Below are 18,178 nucleotides of genomic sequence, written 5' to 3' on the forward strand. Positions count from 1 at the left end.
GTGACGGGCGTCGGGCTCAGAGCCAGCCGTTGCGGCGGAACCAGCGGTACAGGGACAGCGAGACGACCAGCATCAGGGCGAGCACGACCGGGTAGCCGTACGTCATCTTCAGCTCCGGCATGTTCGCGAAGTTCATGCCGTAGATGCCGGCGATCGCGGTCCAGACCGCGGCGATACCGGCCCACGCGGCGATCTTGCGCATGTCGTTGTTCTGGTCGACCGTGACCTGGGCCAGCCGCGCCTGGAGGATCGAGTTGAGCAGGTCGTCGTACGAGTTGACCTGCTCGACGGTGCGGCTGAGGTGGTCCTGCACGTCCCGGAAGTAGCGCCGCACCTCCTGCGGGACCTCCCGGTTGACCTGGGCGGTGAGGGTCATCAACGGCCGTTGCAACGGCGCCACCGCCCGCTTGAACTCGACCAGCTCCCGCTTCATCTGGTAGATCCGCTGGATCCGGCCGCTGCTCTGCCGGTCGAAGACGTCGGCCTCCAACACGTCCAGGTCGTCCTCCAGCCGGTCGGCCACCTCCAGGTAGAGGTCGACCACCCGGTCGGTGACCGCGTACGCGACGGCCCAGGGGCCGTGCTCCAGCAGCTCGTGCCTGGCCTCCAGGTCGGCGCGGACCGGAGCGAGCCGGCAGGCGTCCCCGTGCCGGACGCTGATCACGAAGTTCGGGCCGATGAACAGCATCACCTGCCCGGTCTCGACGACCTCCGAGTTCTCGGTCAGCTCGTCGTGCTCGCAGTACCGGGCGGTGCGCAGCACCAGGAAGGTGACCTCGCCGAAGCGTTCGAGCTTGGGCCGCTGCTGGGCCTTGACCGCATCCTCGACGGCCAGCTCGTGCAGGCCGAAGGTATCGGCGATCGCGGACATCTCGGCCAGATCGGGCTCGTGCAGGCCGACCCAGACGAACCCGCGCTCGCGGCGGGCCGCGGCCAGCGCCTCCGCGTAGTGCCACTCACCGGGCTGCCGGCTGCCGTCGACGTAGAGCCCGCAGTCCATCACCGCGCTGCGCCCCGGCCCGACCGGCTCGGGGACGCGCTGGCCCTCGTCGGGGTTGAGGATCCGGGTCATCACCCGCACCGGGGCCCAGGCCCGTGGCTTGATCACCCGCCCGCCGTCCGACGACGTGGCCCGGCTCCGCTCCGCCCGGTCCGACATGGCGACCCCCTCCCCACGCTGTCGCGGCAGCCGCACGCCGTCGCGGGTTGCAGGGTACGCCCGCGTCCGACCCGGACCGGCCGGCGTCGGCCGGCGCCTCAGCGGCTGGCCGACAGCTGCCCCGGGCGCGCAGTGGGGGCGGCGCCGGGGCGGGCCGTGCCGCGTCAGGGGGGTGAGGGACGACACGGCCCACCCGGCGCCCTTGGGGGCGGGGGTTGTGCTGCGCACACCACCGGTCGGGTGGCCGAGGCCCGCATCGGGGCAGGTCGGCCGGGCGACGTGAGTGGTGCTCGCAGCATTGTGGGCCGCGAACCGGCCGGGCGGGAGACCCGACCCGGCCGGCACCGCCCTTCTGTCAGGAATCCGACAGAGGGTCAGCCTCGGACGGCCGCCACCGCCTCCGCGAGACGACGAACACCCTCGTCGATCTGATCCGCGGTGACCGCCGAGAACGCCAGCCGTAGCGCGTGCTGACCGCCGTCGAGCACGAAGTCGCTGCCCTTGACCACCGCCACGCCCCGCTCGGCCGCCGCCGGGGCGAGCTGGTCCACCAGCACGTCCTCCGGCAGCTCCACCCAGAGGAAGTAACCGCCGTCCGGCTCCACGAACCGGGCCTCGGGAAGGTGCCGGCGCAGCGACTCGGCGAGCACCCGGGCGCGCTCGCCCAGCGCGGTGCTGACCGTCTCGATCGAGCGGGTGATGTCGCCGGAGACGCAGAACTGGTGCACGATCGCCTCGGACACCATGCCGGGCGAGATGTAGAGGCTGGTCGCCTTCCTCGCGATGTCGGCGATCAGGTCCGCCGCACCGATCAGGTAGCCGACCCGCACCCCCGGGCAGACCGTCTTGGTGAAGCTGGAGGCGTGCACCACCACGCCCCGGGTGTCCAGCGAGAGCATCGACGGCAGCGGCTCACCCCGGAACCGGATGTCGGCGTACGGGTCGTCCTCGAAGATGATGAAGCCGTGCTCGGCCGCCAGGTCGAGCAGCTCCCGCCGCTTCTCCAGCGACAGCGTGACCCCGGCCGGGTTCTGGTAGTTGGGGATGACGTGCGCGAGCTTCGGGCGGACCCCGGACTCCAGCAGCTTGCGCAGCTCGGCGATGTCCAGGCCGTCCGGCTGGATCGTCACGCCGTGGATCTCGCCGCCCATCCGCTGGAGGTTGAGCAGCGTCCGGTCGTACGTCGGGCGCTCGACCACCACCGCGTCGCCGGGGCGGACCAGGTGGTCGAACAGGAACGCGTCGGCCTGGAGCGAACCGTTGGTGACCAGCACCTGGTCGGCCTCGACGCCGTGCTTCTCGGCGATCCACTTCCGCAGGGGCGGGTAGCCGACGGAGGTGCCATAGGCGGTGACCCCGGCGGGGTCGGCGTCGAAGGCACGGACGGCGGCGGCCTTGAGCCCCTCGACATCGACGATGTCCAGCGAAGGAGCCCCACGGGCGAAGGAGATCAGCTGCTCGGCGGTCATGCGGACGAGCCTAGGGCCTGGCCCCGGCGATCCGACCGGCATACACGCCAAGTTCAACATGCGGGCAGCAGACGGACGGCGGAACGGCCGAGGCGGAACAGCCGGAGGTACGCGACACTCAGGTGTCGATTATCGGACCGGTCCCTGGCCGCGCCCCCGCGACCGCCGAAGGATGGGCGTCCGCGCGGCGCCGACGGATGGCACCGGCACCGGCACCGAAGGAGTGGTGAGGTTCACGTGACCGAGGACGGTACGGGTCGGCTCGACGACCAGGCCTTCGCGCAGTGGCTGGCCGGCGCGGCCGGCAGGGCGCTGACCGCGCTGCGCGCGGAGCAGGGCTTCGCCGACCCGGCGGCACTCAAGAACGCCGGCGACAAGGTCTCCCACGACCTGATGTCGACCGCCCTGGCCCGGTGGCGGCCCGCCGACGCGGTGCTCTCCGAGGAGCAGGCCGACAGCCGGCACGCCTGGGCCGGCGACCCGGCCGCCGGGGCCCGTCCCGCGCGGCTGGAGGCGGACCGGGTGTGGATCATCGACCCGCTCGACGGCACCCGCGAGTTCTCCGAGTCCGGCCGCGACGACTGGGCGGTACACGTGGCGCTCTGGCAGCGCTCGGCCGCCCCGGACGGCGCGCTGGTGGCCGGCGCGGTCGGCATGCCGGCCCGTACCGCGCCGGACGGCACGCCGCTGGTCCTGGGCACCGCCGTACCCACCACGGCCGCCGTGGCCGGGCCGCTGCGGATCGCGGTGAGCCGCAGCCGGCCGCCCGCGTTCGTGGGCGAGCTGGTCGAGGGCATCGGCGCCCGGGCGGTGCCGATGGGCTCGGCCGGGGTGAAGGTCTGCGCGGTGGTGACCGGCGAGGTCGACGCGTACGTGCACGCCGGAGGCCAGTACGAGTGGGACTCGGCGGCCCCGGTCGCGGTCGCCCTGGGCGCCGGCATGCACGCGTCCCGGATCGACGGCTCGCCGCTGCGCTACAACCGGGACGACCCGCGCCTGCCGGACCTGCTGGTCTGCCGCCCGGAGCACGCGGAGTCCCTGCTGGCGGCCATCGACCGCCACCGCTGACCGACGGATCCGCCGCCCGGCGGGCGCGGTCGTGGTGCTCCCGCCCGGTCCCACCGACACCGCCGACCCGAGGAGGGTCATGAGCTCCGGCCCCACCACCGCACCCGCCCTGCCCCCTGCCCCGGCCGAACCCGGCGGCCCGCGCCGCCGGCTCGGCCGGTGGCTGCTGCTCCCGGTGGCCGCCGGCGCGGTGGCGCTGGGCACCACGGTCGCCCTGGCCACCAACGGGGACCTGCCCGGGCGGCCGGCCCCGACGGTCACCGACGCCGCGTCCGAGGGCGCGGGCCTCGGCCCGGCCGCCCCCGGCGCCCGGCCGACGCCGAGTGGGGACGAGGGCTTCGGCAACAGCCCGAAGTCCGCCTCGCCGAGCCCGAGCACCAGCGGCGGGACTGAGGCCGGCGTGTTCCCGGGCGGCCGGAACACCCTCCCGGGGGCGAGCATCCACCTTCAGGGTGGGGAGAACTTCGCCGCCGGGCTGGCCCGGTCCGACCGCAGCTACGGGCCGCTGCGCATGGTCCGGGTCTTCTACCCCGGCATGCCGCCGGCCTGGTCCGGCAGCCGCGCCGACGTCGCCGACCGGACCGTGGTGGTCTCCTTCAAGGCGCCGCCCGGCGAGGTGGCCGCCGGCCGGCACGACTCCCGGCTCGCCGCCTGGTTCCGCTCCGTCCCCCGCAACCTGGACGTCTACTGGTCGTACTTCCACGAGCCGGAGAACGACATCGCCCAGGGCTCGTACACCGCCGCGCAGTACCGGGCCGCGTGGCAGCGGCTCGCCGGAATCGCCGACCGGGCCGACAACGCCCGACTGCGGGCCACGCTGATCCTCATGTGCTGGACGCTCAACCCGAGCTCGCACCGCACCTTCGAGGACTACTGGCCGGGCGGCGACGCGATCGACGTGCTCGGCTGGGACTGCTACAACAGCGGCGGCAAGTTCAACCGGTACACCGACCCGGCGCAGGTCTTCACCCCGATGATCGCCAAGTCGAAGGCGCTCGGGAAGCCGTGGGGGCTCGCCGAGACGGGCAGCGTCCGGATCGCCGGGGACAGCGGCGAGGGGCGGGCCGCGTGGATCCGGGCGATGAGCCGGTACCTCGACGGCCAGCGCCCGCTGTGGGTGGCCTACTACGACTACCAGGTCGCCGGGGGCGACTTCCGGCTCACCGACGCGCCGAGCCGGGACGCGTGGCGAGCCTGGTGCGCCGCCTCCTGACGCTCAGATCCCCCGGCCGCGTTTGTGCAGCGTACGCAGGACGCGGTCGGGGTCGACGGCCCGGCTGGCCACGGCGAGGGCCAGGTACGCGCGCGGCTCCCGGGGGTTGCGGGACAGCGTGCGCCGGGCCCAGCGGACCGCCTCGCCCCGGTTGCCCATCGCCGCCTGGGCGAAGGCGATCTGCCCGCTGACCCGGGCCTCGCCGGCCGGCACGGTGGCGAACTCCGGGTACCGGCCCAGCAGCCACTGCAACGCCGTGGCGATGGTCTCCCAGCGCTGGGCGAAGAACGACTGCTTGTGCCAGCGCACCGTCACGTACGGCTCGACGACGTTCACCAGCGGGGCGTGCCGGGCGGCCCGGAGCAGGAACTCGTAGTCCTCCGCGTAGCTGCCCGGGATCTCCTCGTCGACCAGCCCGATCCCGTCGAGCAGCGCGTCCCGACGGATCAGGAACGTCGACGGGTGCAGCTCGGTGTGCCGGTCCCGCAGCAGGGCGGCCAGCGACACCCGGTCCACCGAGAGCACCCGGTCGACCGGGGGACGGCCGTCGTAGTCGACCCGGATGCCACAGCTCACGAACGCCCCGTCCGGGGCGGCGCGCAGCGCGGCCACCTGCGCGGCGAGCTTGCCGGGCAGCCACTCGTCGTCGTCGTCGCAGAACGCCACCAGGTCGCCCGTGGCGGCCAGAATGCCCGTGTTGCGGTTGCCGGCCAGGCCCGGGGTGCGCTGGTTGACCAGCACGGTGACCCGGGGGTCGTCGGCCAGCGAACGATCCGGCTCGGACTGGTCGTAGACGACCACCACGTCGACCGGGCCGGGGTATTCCTGGCCGAGGATCGCGTCGAGGGCCTTGCGCAGCAGCTCCGGGCGGTCCCGGGTGGGAACCACCGCGGTCACCGACGGGTGCTCGTTCAACGGCTCGGTCATGGTGCCTCCGTGGAGCCCGGGCGGCCGAGGCCGACGTATCCGTACCGCAGCCGCAGCGGCAGCGTCGCGACGCTCACCACCGCCCGGCTGCGCGAGGGCAGGGCCGTGCGCCAGGCATCGTCCTGCCGGACCCGCAGCGGCCCCGCATTGAACCGCAGCGGGTTGCCGGCGATGCTGTGCGCCCGGACCAGCGGCGTGGGCGTCGGGTCGAGCACCCGCAGCGCGTCCGGGGTGTCCGCCAGGCCGGCGAAGCGGCGGACCCGGGCGACGGTGCCGCGCGGGTCGGCGGTGAAGTCCTCGTAGCGCAGCCGGATCACCGGCACCCGGGTGGCGAGCAGGTGGAACGCGGCGTTCTGTGCCGTCCACAGCTTGCTCACCGTGAACGGCGAGAAGGTCGGCATGTACGCCTCGGCGTCCACCACCTCGGGCCGGCGCACCTGCTTCGCCCACGAGTGGGCCACCGCCCGGCTGTCCCGGACCAGGTGCAGCACCCGCAGGTCGAGGTCGTCGGCCCAGCGCAGCGCGAACGCCGTCGAGGCGTGCTTGCTGGAGTCCACCACGAGCTGCGCCCCGGTCACCGCCATCGCGGCGGCGTAGATCCGGGTGTAGAGGTCGGCGTAGCGGCGCACCTGGGCCAGCTCGGCGGCGGGCAGGTCGCCCCGGGCCAGCCGGGGGATGTGCCGGGTCCGGTCGACGGTGGCCTTGAGCGCGAGCACGTCGTCGCGGTCGACGGCCGACCAGCCGCCGAACGCGTGCTCGCCGATCCGCTGCCAGAAGTCGCAGGCGGTGAACCGCTCCCCGCAGCCGCACCGCTCGTCGCCGCCGAGGGCCCGCTCCCACAGGTGGACCACCTCGCCGACGGCGCAGACGTCGGGGTGCTGGGCGAGGATCAGCTCCAGCAGCGTGGAGCCGCTGCGGCCGAGGCCGCCGACGAACAGCACCCGGGCGTTCACCGCCACCACCTGCGCCGCCCCGGCTCCCGGCTGGTCCGGACCAGGTCCTCGACGATCCGGCCCACCGCCGTGGCGGCGGCAACGCGAGGGTCGGGTCGGCCCGGGTCGGCAGACAACGCGTACGCCCGCGGGTCGGCCACCCCCCGGTCGAGGGCCGCGACCAGGTCGGCCTCGGACTCGGCCAGCCGGACCATCCCGGCCACGCCGAGGCGGCGGGCGAAGAGCTGCTGGTGGTCGTCGACGTGCTCGTCCCGGGTCGGGTCCCGGGGCACCACGATCGGCAGGTGCCCGTGCCGGCGCGCCTCGGTGATGGTGGCCGGCCCGCCGTGGCAGACCACCAGGTCGGCCTCGGTCATCGCCCGCTGGAGCTCGTCGTGGGCCAGGAACGGGGCCGCGTCGGCGAGCCGGGGCGCGCGGCTGCGCCCGTGCTGGACGACGAGGCGGACCTCGGGGGCGAGGGCGTCGCGGCCGGCGTGCCAGCGCTCCAGCCACTCGACCAGCCGGTCGAACCGGTGCACGTCGGTGCCGACCATGGCCAGCACGGTGCGCCGGGCCGGGGAGTTGGTGCGCTGGCGGGGGATCGGCGGGCTCACAGCAGGTTTCCCACTACGGTCGCCTTCGGGTAGAGCCGGCGCTGTTCCTCCCACTGCACGAGCATCGCGGAGAGGAACGGCCGGCACAGCCGGGCCGACAGCGTCGCGGTGTCGATCCGGTCGTACACCTCGATGTAGACGGTGGGGATGCGGCGCAGCCGGGCCACCACCACGAACGGCACGGCGACCCCGGCGCCGGTGGTGACCACCGCGGCGACGTCCCGCCCGCGGAACACCCGGACGGCGAGCCACATGTTGCGGGCCAGGTTCTTCACGTTGCGGGTGGTCGGGTGGTGTGCCCAGACCACGTCCTCGCCGTCGAGCAGCGACCGGGCGTCCGGGGTGTCGAACGTGACCCAGGAGTGGGCCCGGTCGCGATACCACGGTTGCAGCGCCACCAGCTGGGCGAGGTGCCCGCCGCTGGATCCGACGAGCATGACTTCACCAGACTCCACGTCACCCGCCTCCCACGGCCCCGGCCGCGCCCCGGGACCCGCCCAACGGGGCGGTCGACCGGACGGCACGACGCCGCAACAATGTATCGGCCCCCCGGCCGGGAACATAAGTGGCTCTCACCATCATCGGACCTGTCGGATGGTCGGCTGCGGCCCTTCCGCCAGTGCCTCACTCCGCCGTTCCGTGCCTAGACTGCCTGCTGACAGCAACCCGGGCGAGAGGATGGCGGATGACCGACACGGCCGAGGCGGCGCAGGGCGGCGGCAGCCGGGCGGTCACCGTCCTGTATGTCTGCGGGATGCCGCGCAGCGGCTCGACCCTGCTCGACCTGATGCTCGGCCAGTTCGTCGGGCACTGCGACGTCGGCGAGCTGTTCTACCTGTGGCAGTCCGGCGTCGAGCGGAACTTCCGCTGCGCCTGCGGGGAGCACTTCGACGCCTGCCCGTTCTGGGGCGAGGTCGGCCGGCGGGCGTACGGCGGGTGGACCCAGGTCGACGTGGCCGACGTGCGGGCGTTGCAACGCCGGGTCGACGCCACCGGAAAGCTGCCGCTGATCGTGAACTCCCGGATGTCCCCGGCGTTCCGACGGGACCTGGACCGCTACACCGAGCTGCTGACGAAGCTCTACCGGGCGGTGGCCGACGTGTCCGGGGCGAAGGTGGTGGTGGACTCGACCAAGCGCCCCTCGCTGGCGTACATCCTGGCCCGGGCCCCGCAGATCGACCTGCGGCTGGTGCACGTGCTGCGCGACCCGCGCGGGGTGGCGTACTCCTGGAGCCAGGTCGTCGAGCTGCCCGAGGGCACCTCGACGAAGGGCCGGATGAACCAGCGCTCGGCCCGGCTGACCGCCCGGCGCTGGGTCACCGTCAACGCGATGGTGGCCGCGCTGGCCCGCCGTGGCGTCCCCCGGGTCACCGTCCGGTACGAGGACCTGGTCCGCGACCCGCGCGCCGAGCTGGGCCGGATCGCCGCGCTCACCGCCGACGTGACCGGCGTCGTGGACCCGTTGCAGTTCCTGCGGGACAACGAGTTCGACCAGGCCGGCTCGCACGCGGTCGCCGGTGGCCGGATCCGGATGCGCAGCGGCCCCATCACCCTGGCGCTGGACGAGAAGTGGCGCCGGGAGTACGCCCCGGGCCACCGCCGGCTGGTCGGCGCGCTGACCTGGCCGCTGCGCCGCCGCTACGACTACCGCTGACCTGCCCGCCGCTCCCCCACCGACCCCGTGCGCGGCACGACCCGGGCGGCGGGCTCAGGGGCGGGCGGCGGCCAGGTGGGCGTCCAGGGTGTCCAGCAGCTCCGGGGCGCGCTCGTAGTCGAACTTGCGGGCGAAGTGCGCCCCGCTGGCCAGCGCCCGGGGCAGGTCCTCGGCGGTCAGCGACTTCGGGTGGTTGAAGGTGCTGTCCCGGAAGTCGAAGTACCGCTTGCAGTCCGGCACCAGGTTGAAAAGCCCGGAGCTGCACGCGATGGTCTGGAAGACGGCCTCCACCGGGGAGAGGCAGCGTCGGAAATACGACACCACGTCCGGCCGCCGGTCGAAGTACTCCCGCAGGTACGCCACCACCGGCCAGCTCAGCGAGGTGAACGCCGACCCGCCGTGCAGGCGCAGGTCGGGCCCGAACGGGGTGCGGGCCCGGCGGCCCACCGCCAGCCCGTACGACACGTGCACCCGGACCAGCGGCTGCACCCGGTTGACCGCCTGGATCGGGCGGAGCAGCTTCTTTCCCCGGGGGGTGAGCGGGAGCAGCCGGCGGTGCTGGAAGTGGTAGCGGGACCGGACCCGGCGGCTCGGCCAGTGGCTGTCCGGGCCGAACGCGTCCCAGTACTCCATGAATCCGTCCGCGCCCGAGTCGACCAGCTCCGCCTCGCACTCGCCGAGCGGCCGCAGGGGGTAGTCCTGACCGGTGATGTTCGCCAGCCAGTCGACCTGCACCCCCTCGTCGTTCAGCCAGTCCACGGCAGCCATGTAGCGGTCCACATGACTGAAGTCACCGTAGCCGCCCTCGTGTGTCTGCACGACGACGTCGCGTAGCGAGCGCAGCTCGGTGAGGTCCAGCGGGGGGCCGTTGACGTCGTGGCTGATGTGCACCACGCTGTCCGGGCTGTACCGCTTCACGGCGTGGACCAGCCGATTCATCTGTTCGGGGGACCGGTGGCTCTGGATGTGGTAGCAAAACCGCACCCACCCATCCTGCCTGCCGAACCCGGCTGCGGAGAAGCGGACCTTCGTCGGCTTCCCCTCACCGCCCGGATCGGGGAGACTCAGGGTTCCGCCATGGTGCCGCCCGCTGCGGCCGACTGGCCGGTCCCGGTCCACAGGAAGCGACACAGCCCGATGCCCTCGCCTCACCACACCGATCTGCGCGACGCAGACGGTCCCACGCTGATGACCTACCTCGAGTGGCTGCGCCGCCGGTGGTGGATCCTCGTGGTGGCCGCGCTGCTGGGCGCGGGCGCCGGCATGCTGGTCAGCCAGGTGCAGACCCGCACGTACGTCTCGACGACGTCGCTGTTGGTCCGCCAGGTCGGCCAGGACGCCAACCAGGGCACCAAGGTCAACCTGGACACCGAGGCCCAGGTGGTCCGCTCCCTGGTGGTGGCCGAACGGGCTCGGGCCCTACTGAAGACGGCCATCCCGCCGGAGGACCTGGTCCGCTCACTGTCGGTAACCGTGCCGCCGAACAGTCAGGTGCTCCAGATCGTCTACGAGGCGCAGAGCCCCGAGGCGGCGCAGGCCGGGTCACACTCCTTCGCCCAGGCGTACCTGGACCTGCGGCTGGCCACCGCCACCCGGTCGCTGGAGAACGAGACGACCGGGCTCAAGCAGCAGATCGCCGAGACAAACAAGCAGCTCGCCGCGGTCGCCGGGAAGATCGCCGGGACCCCGTCCAACTCGGCCGAGCGGGCCCGCGCCGAGGCCGACCGGAACGTGCTGACCAACCAGCTCGCCAGCCTCAACAGCCGGCTGAGCCCGCTGCTGAGCAGCGCGCTCGACCCCGGCGAGATCATCTCCGACGCGGCGCTGCCCCGGAAGCCCAGCTCCCCGAACACCACCCTCAACCTGGCCAGCGGCCTCGGCGCCGGGCTGCTCTTCGGCATCGTGGTCGCCCTGGTGCTGGACCGGCTGGACACCCGGGTCCGGCGCGGCCGGGACGTGGCCGACCGGCTCGGCCTGCCGGTGCTGCTGGAGCTGCCGCCCCGGCCGACCGGGCTGGCCGTCCTGCCGGCGGCCCACGAGGTCTCCCGGGAGCTCGGCCGGCTGCGCAACGTGCTGCAGTCCACCATGCCCGAATCGAGGCCCGGGCGGGGCCGTCTGCTGCTGCTCACCGACACCTCCCGCGGCCCGGCCGCCGGCTTCGTCGTCGGCAACCTCGCCGCGGCGTACGCCCGCACCGGGGCCCAGGTCGCGGTGGTCACCACCAAGCCGGACTCCCCGCTGGCCGGGATGCTCGACGGGGTCCGGCCCCGGCACACCCTCGCCGACGTGCTGCGCCACGACGTCTCGGCGCTCATCGCGCTGACCCCGGCCCCCGGCCTGAACCAGCTCCGGGTGCTGCTCCCGGGCAACCTCGACACCGAGGTGGAGCTGCCCGTAGCCACCATGCTGGAGATCCTCGCCGAGCTGGCCGCCCGCTTCGACCACGTGCTGATCGAGACAGCCCAGCCGACGGCAGCGGTGGAGGCGCAGGCGCTGGCCCGGCACGTGGACGGCGTGATCCTGGTGGTCGAGGGCGGGCAGACCCGAAGCAGCGAGATCACCGCCGCGATGCGGCAGTTCGAGCAGGTCGACGCGCCGGTCCTCGGCGCGGTGCTGACCCCCCGGCTCGCCGACCGGGGCCCGGCGGGCCAGCCGGCCCCGCCCACCCCGGCGGCCCGCCGGGAGGGCCCGCCGTCGCCCCGCCCGCGGCCGACGCCCGCCGGGCGGCCCCAGCCGGGCACGCCGAACTTCGAGTCCACGATGATCCTGCCCCGGGCCGGCGCGGGCGCCCGGGACACCGCCGCCAGGCCGGCCCCCGCCCCGCCCGGCATGGGTAAGTCGGGCCCGGTCCCGCCCGGCATGGGCAAGTCAGGCCCGGTCCAGGCCCCGCCGCCCGGGCCGCCGAAGCCGGCGGCCCAGCAGAAGCCCTCCGGCAAGTCCACCGTCTACCGCTCCGCCCGGGACACCGACGGCCCCGACCCCGGCCGGTACTCGATGGCCCTCGACCCGGTCGAGGAGCGGGAGTGAACCGCCGGCGGGCGCTGGGCACGACGCTCGCGGCCGTGCTCGTCGCCGCGCTCGGCGCCGGCTGCGCCGAGGAGCAGGCACCCGGCGCGACGAACGTGGTGGACCCGGGTTCCCCGGCACCCCGGCCCAGCCCCACCCCGAGCCTGCCGGCCGCGCCGCTGTCCGGAAAGCCGGTCGCGGCGGCGACGGCCGCCCGCCAGGCCGTGGTGGTGCCGCTGCGGGTGACCGCCGGCACCAGCCCGGCCGGGCTGGCCGAGGCCGACCTGGTCTACCAGGAGTTCGCCGAGTCGGAGAGCTTGCACCTGACCGCGGTCTACCAGTCCCGGGACGCCGCCCGGGTGGGACCGGTCGCCGAGATCCGGCCGGTGGACATCCGCACGGTCGGCGTGCTGCGCCCGTTCGTCGGCTACGCCGGCGGGCCCACCGGGTTCCTCCGCCAGTTCGAGGCGGCGGACCTGCCGGGGGTGACCCCGGCACAGCGCTCGGCCGCGTTCCCGTCCGGCCAGGCGTCCGTCGCCGCGCTGCGGCAGGCGGCCCCGAAGGGCGGCCCCGCGCCGACCCGCGTCTTCGACCACGCCACCCCGGGGACCCCGCTGGCCAGCCAGGGCGTCACCCCGGCCGGCCGGCTGACCGTCACCGCGCCCGGCCACCCCGGCCAGACCTGGACGTACGACGCGGCCAGCTCGTCGTGGCGCGGCCGGGTCGGCAAGGCCACGGTGAGCGTCGCCTCGGTGGTCGTGCTGACGATGGAGTACCGCACCATCGACGTCCGCAAGCCCAGCCCCCGCTCCCTGCCCGGGGCGAACGTGTACGGGTCCGGGGCCGCGGTGGTGGTGTCCGGGCCGTCCAGCGCGAAGGCGCAGTGGAGCAAGCCCGGGCAGAAGCTGGTCTGCAACGTCACCGACACGGCCGGCTACCAGATCCGCCCGCAGCCCGGACCGGCCTGGGTGATCTACGCCCCGAAGACCGCCAAGGTCAGCGTGACATGACCACGGCCGCCCCGCTCCGGCCCAACCCCGGGCCGGAGCCGGCGCGGGCCGGTCGCCGTCCGGCCGACCCGCCGCAGAGCCCGCCGGTCGACGGGGCACGCCGCTGGTCGCTGCGGCTGCCCGTCGCCTGGCCGGTGACCGCGCTCTTCGTGCTGTACCCGCTGTGGTGGGCGCTCGGCCTGCCCTCGTTCATCTTCGCCATCCTGGCCGTCCCGATGGGCTTCCAGCTCTACCGGCGCGGCGCCGTGCGGGTGCCGCCGGGCTTCGGCATCTGGCTGATCCTGCTGGCCTGGGTGGTGCTGTCCGGGCTGATGCTCGACATCACCGCCCCCAACACGCTCACCCCGAACGGGTCCGGCCGGTACATCGGCTGGGGCATCCGGGTGATGAACTACACCGCGCTGACCGTGACGATGCTGTACGTGCTCAACCTCAGCGAGCGCGAACTGCCCCGCAAGCGGCTGGTGAAGCTGTTCGGCTTCATGGCCGTGATCACCGTCATCGGCGGGTACGTCGGCGCGCTGTTTCCCCAGCTCAAGTTCGTCGCGCCGCTGAACTACATCCTCCCCGCCGCCATCGCCAAGGAACCGTTCGTCAACCGGTTGATGCACGTCGAGGTCGCCCAGGTGCAGGAGGTGCTCGCCGGGGAAGCCAGTTCGCCCCGCCCGGCCGCCCCCTTCGAGTACACCAACACCTGGGGCGAGAACATGGCCATCCTGCTCATCTGGTTCATCGTCGGCTGGGTGGTCCTCGGCCGGGGGCCGCGCAGGCTCACCGGGTACCTGGTGGTGGCCGCCGCCATCTTCCCGATCGTCTACTCGCTCAACCGGGGGCTGTGGATCGGCCTGGTGGTCGGCGCGGTGTACGTGGCGGTGCGGATGGCACTGCGCGGCCGGATCGTCGTCCTGGTCGGGTTGGCGCTGGCCACCGGCCTGGTCGGGGTGGCGGTGCTCGCCTCGCCGTTGGGCGCCCTGCTCAACGAACGAATGGCCAACGGGCACAGCGACGACATCCGGTCCACCCTGTCCAACGGGGCGGTGGAGGCGGCGAACCACTCACCGGTGCTCGGCTACGGTGGCAACCGGGCGCTGATCGGCAGCAACCGGTCCATCGCGATCGGCAAGTCGGCCGACTGCAAGCAGTGCGGCAACCGGGAGCTGGGCAGCAACGGCCAGCTGTGGAACCTGCTGACCGGCCAGGGGTGGGTGGGCGCGTTCTGCTACAGCGCGTTCTTCCTCTGGTGCCTGTGGCGGTTCCGGCACGACCACACCCCGATCGGCATCGCCGGCAGCCTGGTGCTGATCCTGATGCTGTTCTTCCAGTTCCTCTACGGCTCGCTCAACACCACCCTGGCGTACGGACTGATCAGCGTGGCGCTGCTCACCCGCAACGACTTTCACCTGCGTGCGCTGCGCCGCGAGACCCGGCTCGCCGCACTGGAGTCGGCTGCCCCGCGCGCGTGGCCGGAACGGCGGTCCCACTGATGCTCACCCCACCCCCGGGCGCGGACGCGCGCGGCGCGTACCTGCCCGAGCTGGCCGGCGTGGTCTGGCCGGCGCCGGCCCGACCGGCGCTGCGGCGCGGCGGCCGGGCCGGTTTCGCGGTGGTCCCGTCGGCCGCGCGACCCCGGCTGCTGGTCCCGGCCGGCTCCCGGCGGGCGGCGGCGGGCGCGGTCCGGCACTCCACCGAGGCGCAGGGGACGAAGGCCCGGCTGCGCCGCGCGGTGCTGGCGGCGGCGTTCCGCACCGGGCTGGGCCGGCTCGCGTTCCGGGACCGGCTGGTGGTCGACGCCGCCGCCGACGCGCTCGACGCGCACCTCGCCGCCGTGCTGGGCCGGCCGGCGCTGCTGAGCATCCACATCGGTCCGGCCCGGGCCAACCGCAAGCCGGTGGTCCAGCTCCTCGACGCCGTCGGCGACCCGATCGGGTACGCCAAGCTCGGCGTCGACCCGCTCACCCGGGCCCTGGTCGACGCCGAGGCGGCGGTGCTGGGCCGGCTGGCGACGCTCGACCTGCCCGGAATCGCGGCGGCCGAGGTGCTGCACCACGGCACCTGGGGCGGGCACGCCCTGCTGGTGCAGAGCGCCCTGCCGGTGGGCCTGCCTCGGGCCGCCCCCGCTCGGGCCGCCGAGGCGGAGCGGGCCGCCATGGTCGCGGTGAGCCGCTGCGCCGGGGTCGACCGCCGGCCGTACGCCGAGAGCGCCCATGCCCGGCGGCTCGCCGACGAGTTGGCGGCGCTCGGCGACCGGCCGGAGGCGGCCCGGCTGCGCGCCGTGCTGGCCGAGGTCCGCCGCGCCGACCCGGTGCTCGACCTCGGCGCCTGGCACGGCGACTGGAACGGCGGCAACAGCGCCGCCCTGGCCGACGGCCGGGTGCTGGTCTGGGACTGGGAGCGGTTCGCCGACGACGTGCCGGTCGGCTTCGACGCCCTGCACCGTCGGGTGCAGACGGCGATCACCCGGGCCGGCGTGGAGCCGCGTGCGGCGGCCGGGCGGCTGATCGCCGACGCGGCCGGGGCGCTGGCGGAGTTCGGGCAGCCGGCCGGGGTGGCCGATCTGGTGGCGGTGCTCTACCTGGTCGAGCTGGCCGCGCGGTACCTGCGCGACCGGCAGGCCGAGGCGGGCGCCCGGCTGGGACACGTGGCCGCCTGGCTGTTGCCGGCGGTGGAGGATCACCTGGCCGGTCGGCCGGGCGCGGGAGGAGTGGCGAAGTGACGCTGGTAAAGGCACATGCGCGGCGCGCGGTGCGGTCGGTGAGTCGGACGTACGGCCGGTGGACCGCCGGGTCGCGGCTCGCCCCCGACTTCCTCATCGTGGGCGCCCAGAGGTGCGGCACGACGTCGCTGTTCAAGACCCTCTCGCAGCACCCGGCGGTGCTGCCGGCGAACTACCACAAGGGCGTGCACTACTTCGACACCGGCTACGACCGGGGGATGGACTGGTACCTGGGGCACTTCCCGACCGTCCGGCAGGCCGAGGCGGTCCGGGAGCGGGCCGGGGTGCGCGGGGTGACCGGCGAGTCGAGCCCGTACTACATGTTCCACCCGCTGGCCGGCGAGCGGATCGCGCGGGACCTGCCGGACGTGCGGCTGCTGGTGCTGCTGCGCGACCCGGTGGAGCGGGCGTACTCGGCGCACTCGCACGAGGCGGCCCGGGGCTTCGAGCCGGAGGGCTTCGAGCGCGCCCTGGAGCTGGAGGAGGAGCGGATCGCCGGGGAGCGGGAGCGGCTGCTCGCCGACCCGACCGCGCACAGCCACCACTACCAGCACAACGCCTACCTGACCCGGGGACGCTACGTCGAGCAGCTCGAACGGCTGGAGTCGATCTTCGGTCGGGATCGGCTGCACGTGGTCGACGCGGACGACTTCTTCGCCGACCCCCGGCCGGCGTTCGACGCGGTCTGTGACTTCCTCGGCCTGCCGCACTGGGCGGAGATCTCGTTCGGCAAGCACAACGCCCGGTCCCGCTCGCCCATGGACCCGGCGCTGCGGGCCCGGCTGGAAGAGCACTTCGCCCCGTACGACGAGCGGTTGAGCGCCTGGTGGGGACGCGTGCCGTCGTGGCGACGGTAGCGCCGACCCGGTCCCCGGGCGGCGAGCTGGGCGGGGCGGCCCGGCACGGGGTGGCGAACCTGCTCGGGGTGGCGGTCGCGGCGGTCGCCGGGTTCGGCCTGAACATCGTCGTCACCCGGGCCTGGTCCATGGCGGACGCGGGCCTCTTCTTCGCCGCCACCAGCGCCTTCATGATCGCGTACGCGGCGGCCCGGCTGGGCACCGGCGTCGGCTCGGTCTACTTCCTGAGCCGCTACCGCACCCTCGGCCAGCCGGAGCGCATCCGCGCGTCGGTGCTGGTCGGGCTGCTGCCGGTGGTGCTGTTCGGCACGCTGATCGCGCTGGCCGGCTGGTGGGCCGCCCCGCGGATCGTGGCGCTGACCTTCGACGAGCCGGTGCCCGGGGCGGTGCGGGCGCTGCGGGTGCTGCTGCTCTTCGTGCCGGTGGCCGCGCTCTGCGACTTCGCACTGGCCGCCTGCCGGGGGTTCGGCAAGATGCGCCCGCTGCTGCTGGTCGAGCGGCTCGGCCGGACCGGGCTGCAACTGGCCGGGGTGGGCCTGGTCGCCCTGTTTGGTCTCTCCGCCACCACCGCCCTGCCGCTGGCCTGGGCGCTGCCCTACCTGCCCGCCGCGCTGCTCGGCACCGGGTGGCTGGCCCGGCTGGTCCGGCGGGCCGAGCGGGGCGCGCAGGCCCCGCCGGTTTCGCTGCGGGAAGAGTTCTGGCCGTACTGGCGCTACAGCGGCCCCCGGGCGCTGAGCGGGCTGGCCCAGATGGCGGTGCAGCGGCTCGACATCGTGCTGCTCGGCGCGCTGCGCGGGCTGCCCGAGGCTGCGCTCTACACGGCGGCCACCCGATTCCTGGCCCTCGGGCAGCTCTCCGGGCAGGCGCTGTCCACCGCCGTGCAGCACCGGCTGGCCGAGCACCTCGTCCGCGACGACCGGGCCGCCGCCGGCCGGCTCTACCAGGCCGCCACGGGGTGGCTGGTGCTGCTGGCCTGGCCGGCGTACCTGCTCTTCGCGGTCTTCGCCGAGCCGATGCTGCACCTGTTCGGCGACGGGTACGCCGCCGGCCAGCGGGTGACCGTGTTCCTGGCGCTGAGCATGCTGGTGGCCACCGGCTGCGGCATGGTCGACACGGTGCTCAACATGGCGGGCCGGACGTCCTGGACGTTCTACAACGCGCTGGCCGGCACGGTCGTCAACGTGGTGCTCAACGTGCTGCTCATCCCGCGCTTCGGCATCATGGGGGCGGCGGTCGCCTGGTCGGCGTCCATCCTGATCACCAACCTGGTGCCGCTGGCCCAGCTGCACCACGCGTACCGGCTGCACCCGTTCGGCCGGGGCACGCTCGCCGCCGCCGGGCTGGCGGTGGCCTGCTTCGGAGTGCCGGCGCTGCTGGCCCGCACGGTGGCCGACGTCGGGCCGGTCACGTTGGCCGTGCTGGCGGTGCTCGGCGCCGCCGGGTACGCCGCCGGGGTGTGGCGGCTGCGCCGGGTGCTCCAACTCGACGCGCTGCGGGCGCTGCGCCGGGGTCGGCGGCGCTGAGGTCCCGACCACGGGCCTGTCCACTGAACGTCC

General features: G+C 74.3%; 16 protein-coding genes. 9 read left to right on the forward strand and 7 right to left on the reverse strand.

Annotation, left to right across the window (positions count from 1 at the left end; translation table 11 throughout):
- Nucleotides 1–16 precede the first annotated feature (16 nt).
- On the reverse strand, nucleotides 17–1,159 hold the full coding sequence (gene corA / locus ACQPZO_RS30245) for a magnesium/cobalt transporter CorA (protein ID WP_433345591.1): 1,143 nt from the start codon (nucleotides 1,157–1,159) through the stop codon (nucleotides 17–19).
- Between the two features lie 374 nt (nucleotides 1,160–1,533).
- Nucleotides 1,534–2,628, reverse strand: coding sequence for a PLP-dependent aminotransferase family protein (locus ACQPZO_RS30250; protein WP_433345593.1), 1,095 nt, complete (start codon nucleotides 2,626–2,628; stop codon nucleotides 1,534–1,536).
- 237 nt (nucleotides 2,629–2,865) lie between these two features.
- Here ACQPZO_RS30250 and ACQPZO_RS30255 point away from each other — a divergent pair, with 237 nt between their 5' ends.
- Nucleotides 2,866–3,696, forward strand: coding sequence for a 3'(2'),5'-bisphosphate nucleotidase CysQ (locus tag ACQPZO_RS30255; RefSeq protein WP_433345595.1), 831 nt, complete (start codon nucleotides 2,866–2,868; stop codon nucleotides 3,694–3,696).
- 79 nt (nucleotides 3,697–3,775) lie between these two features.
- Nucleotides 3,776–4,909: a hypothetical protein gene (locus ACQPZO_RS30260; protein ID WP_433345597.1), complete on the forward strand. Its 1,134-nt coding sequence runs from the start codon at nucleotides 3,776–3,778 to the stop codon at nucleotides 4,907–4,909.
- A gap of 3 nt (nucleotides 4,910–4,912) precedes the next feature.
- Here ACQPZO_RS30260 and ACQPZO_RS30265 read toward each other — a convergent pair whose 3' ends face one another.
- The 4 genes from ACQPZO_RS30265 to ACQPZO_RS30280 are packed head-to-tail and all read right to left on the reverse strand — an operon-like array spanning nucleotide 4,913 to nucleotide 7,819.
- On the reverse strand, nucleotides 4,913–5,836 hold the full coding sequence (locus tag ACQPZO_RS30265; protein ID WP_433345599.1) for a glycosyltransferase family 2 protein: 924 nt from the start codon (nucleotides 5,834–5,836) through the stop codon (nucleotides 4,913–4,915).
- Nucleotides 5,833–6,798 carry a sulfotransferase family protein gene (locus tag ACQPZO_RS30270; RefSeq protein ID WP_433345601.1) on the reverse strand — a complete coding sequence of 322 codons (966 nt, stop codon included), beginning with the start codon at nucleotides 6,796–6,798 and terminating at the stop codon, nucleotides 5,833–5,835. The genes ACQPZO_RS30265 and ACQPZO_RS30270 overlap by 4 nt, the downstream gene beginning before the upstream one ends.
- Nucleotides 6,786–7,322, reverse strand: a complete 537-nt coding sequence (locus tag ACQPZO_RS30275; protein ID WP_433351355.1) for a glycosyltransferase — start codon at nucleotides 7,320–7,322, stop codon at nucleotides 6,786–6,788. Before ACQPZO_RS30275 ends, ACQPZO_RS30270 begins: the two co-directional genes overlap by 13 nt.
- Before the next feature lie 56 nt (nucleotides 7,323–7,378).
- A complete protein-coding gene (locus tag ACQPZO_RS30280) occupies nucleotides 7,379–7,819 on the reverse strand; it encodes a UDP-N-acetylglucosamine--LPS N-acetylglucosamine transferase (protein WP_387022801.1) in 441 nt (146 codons plus the stop codon).
- A 248-nt stretch (nucleotides 7,820–8,067) separates the two neighbouring features.
- Between ACQPZO_RS30280 and ACQPZO_RS30285 the strand changes: the two genes are divergently transcribed.
- Nucleotides 8,068–9,036, forward strand: a complete 969-nt coding sequence (locus ACQPZO_RS30285; RefSeq protein ID WP_433345603.1) for a sulfotransferase — start codon at nucleotides 8,068–8,070, stop codon at nucleotides 9,034–9,036.
- Nucleotides 9,037–9,090: 54 nt separating this feature from the next.
- On the opposite strand, the gene ACQPZO_RS30290 is transcribed toward ACQPZO_RS30285, so the two are convergent.
- Nucleotides 9,091–9,975, reverse strand: coding sequence for a hypothetical protein (locus tag ACQPZO_RS30290; protein WP_433345605.1), 885 nt, complete (start codon nucleotides 9,973–9,975; stop codon nucleotides 9,091–9,093).
- Nucleotides 9,976–10,224: 249 nt separating this feature from the next.
- Between ACQPZO_RS30290 and ACQPZO_RS30295 the strand changes: the two genes are divergently transcribed.
- The 6 genes from ACQPZO_RS30295 to ACQPZO_RS30320 are packed head-to-tail and all read left to right on the forward strand — an operon-like array spanning nucleotide 10,225 to nucleotide 18,145.
- A complete protein-coding gene (locus ACQPZO_RS30295; protein WP_433345607.1) occupies nucleotides 10,225–12,063 on the forward strand; it encodes a lipopolysaccharide biosynthesis protein in 1,839 nt (612 codons plus the stop codon).
- On the forward strand, nucleotides 12,060–13,052 hold the full coding sequence (locus tag ACQPZO_RS30300; RefSeq protein WP_433345609.1) for a DUF3048 domain-containing protein: 993 nt from the start codon (nucleotides 12,060–12,062) through the stop codon (nucleotides 13,050–13,052). Before ACQPZO_RS30295 ends, ACQPZO_RS30300 begins: the two co-directional genes overlap by 4 nt.
- Nucleotides 13,049–14,536 carry an O-antigen ligase family protein gene (locus tag ACQPZO_RS30305; RefSeq protein WP_433345611.1) on the forward strand — a complete coding sequence of 496 codons (1,488 nt, stop codon included), beginning with the start codon at nucleotides 13,049–13,051 and terminating at the stop codon, nucleotides 14,534–14,536. Before ACQPZO_RS30300 ends, ACQPZO_RS30305 begins: the two co-directional genes overlap by 4 nt.
- Nucleotides 14,536–15,765, forward strand: a complete 1,230-nt coding sequence (locus ACQPZO_RS30310; RefSeq protein WP_433345613.1) for a hypothetical protein — start codon at nucleotides 14,536–14,538, stop codon at nucleotides 15,763–15,765. The genes ACQPZO_RS30305 and ACQPZO_RS30310 overlap by 1 nt, the downstream gene beginning before the upstream one ends.
- A complete protein-coding gene (locus ACQPZO_RS30315; protein ID WP_433345615.1) occupies nucleotides 15,762–16,622 on the forward strand; it encodes a sulfotransferase in 861 nt (286 codons plus the stop codon). The genes ACQPZO_RS30310 and ACQPZO_RS30315 overlap by 4 nt, the downstream gene beginning before the upstream one ends.
- Nucleotides 16,610–18,145, forward strand: a complete 1,536-nt coding sequence (locus ACQPZO_RS30320; RefSeq protein ID WP_433345617.1) for a lipopolysaccharide biosynthesis protein — start codon at nucleotides 16,610–16,612, stop codon at nucleotides 18,143–18,145. The genes ACQPZO_RS30315 and ACQPZO_RS30320 overlap by 13 nt, the downstream gene beginning before the upstream one ends.
- Nucleotides 18,146–18,178 lie beyond the last annotated feature (33 nt).

Source organism: Micromonospora sp. CA-111912, from assembly GCF_050948415.1.
Lineage (GTDB): Bacteria > Actinomycetota > Actinomycetes > Mycobacteriales > Micromonosporaceae > Micromonospora.

Bases quoted from the DNA above. Each gene is read 5' to 3' on its own strand.
- ACQPZO_RS30280 (WP_387022801.1), bottom strand. From the start codon at position 7,819: ATGCTCGTCGGATCCAGCGGCGGGCACCTCGCCCAGCTGGTGGCGCTG.
- ACQPZO_RS30260 (WP_433345597.1), top strand. From the start codon at position 3,776: ATGAGCTCCGGCCCCACCACCGCACCCGCCCTGCCCCCTGCCCCGGCC.
- ACQPZO_RS30310 (WP_433345613.1), top strand. From the start codon at position 14,536: ATGCTCACCCCACCCCCGGGCGCGGACGCGCGCGGCGCGTACCTGCCC.
- ACQPZO_RS30250 (WP_433345593.1), bottom strand. From the start codon at position 2,628: ATGACCGCCGAGCAGCTGATCTCCTTCGCCCGTGGGGCTCCTTCGCTG.
- ACQPZO_RS30265 (WP_433345599.1), bottom strand. From the start codon at position 5,836: ATGACCGAGCCGTTGAACGAGCACCCGTCGGTGACCGCGGTGGTTCCC.
- ACQPZO_RS30290 (WP_433345605.1), bottom strand. From the start codon at position 9,975: ATGAATCGGCTGGTCCACGCCGTGAAGCGGTACAGCCCGGACAGCGTG.
- ACQPZO_RS30305 (WP_433345611.1), top strand. From the start codon at position 13,049: ATGACCACGGCCGCCCCGCTCCGGCCCAACCCCGGGCCGGAGCCGGCG.
- ACQPZO_RS30295 (WP_433345607.1), top strand. From the start codon at position 10,225: ATGACCTACCTCGAGTGGCTGCGCCGCCGGTGGTGGATCCTCGTGGTG.
- ACQPZO_RS30275 (WP_433351355.1), bottom strand. From the start codon at position 7,322: ATGGTCGGCACCGACGTGCACCGGTTCGACCGGCTGGTCGAGTGGCTG.
- corA (WP_433345591.1), bottom strand. From the start codon at position 1,159: ATGTCGGACCGGGCGGAGCGGAGCCGGGCCACGTCGTCGGACGGCGGG.
- ACQPZO_RS30285 (WP_433345603.1), top strand. From the start codon at position 8,068: ATGACCGACACGGCCGAGGCGGCGCAGGGCGGCGGCAGCCGGGCGGTC.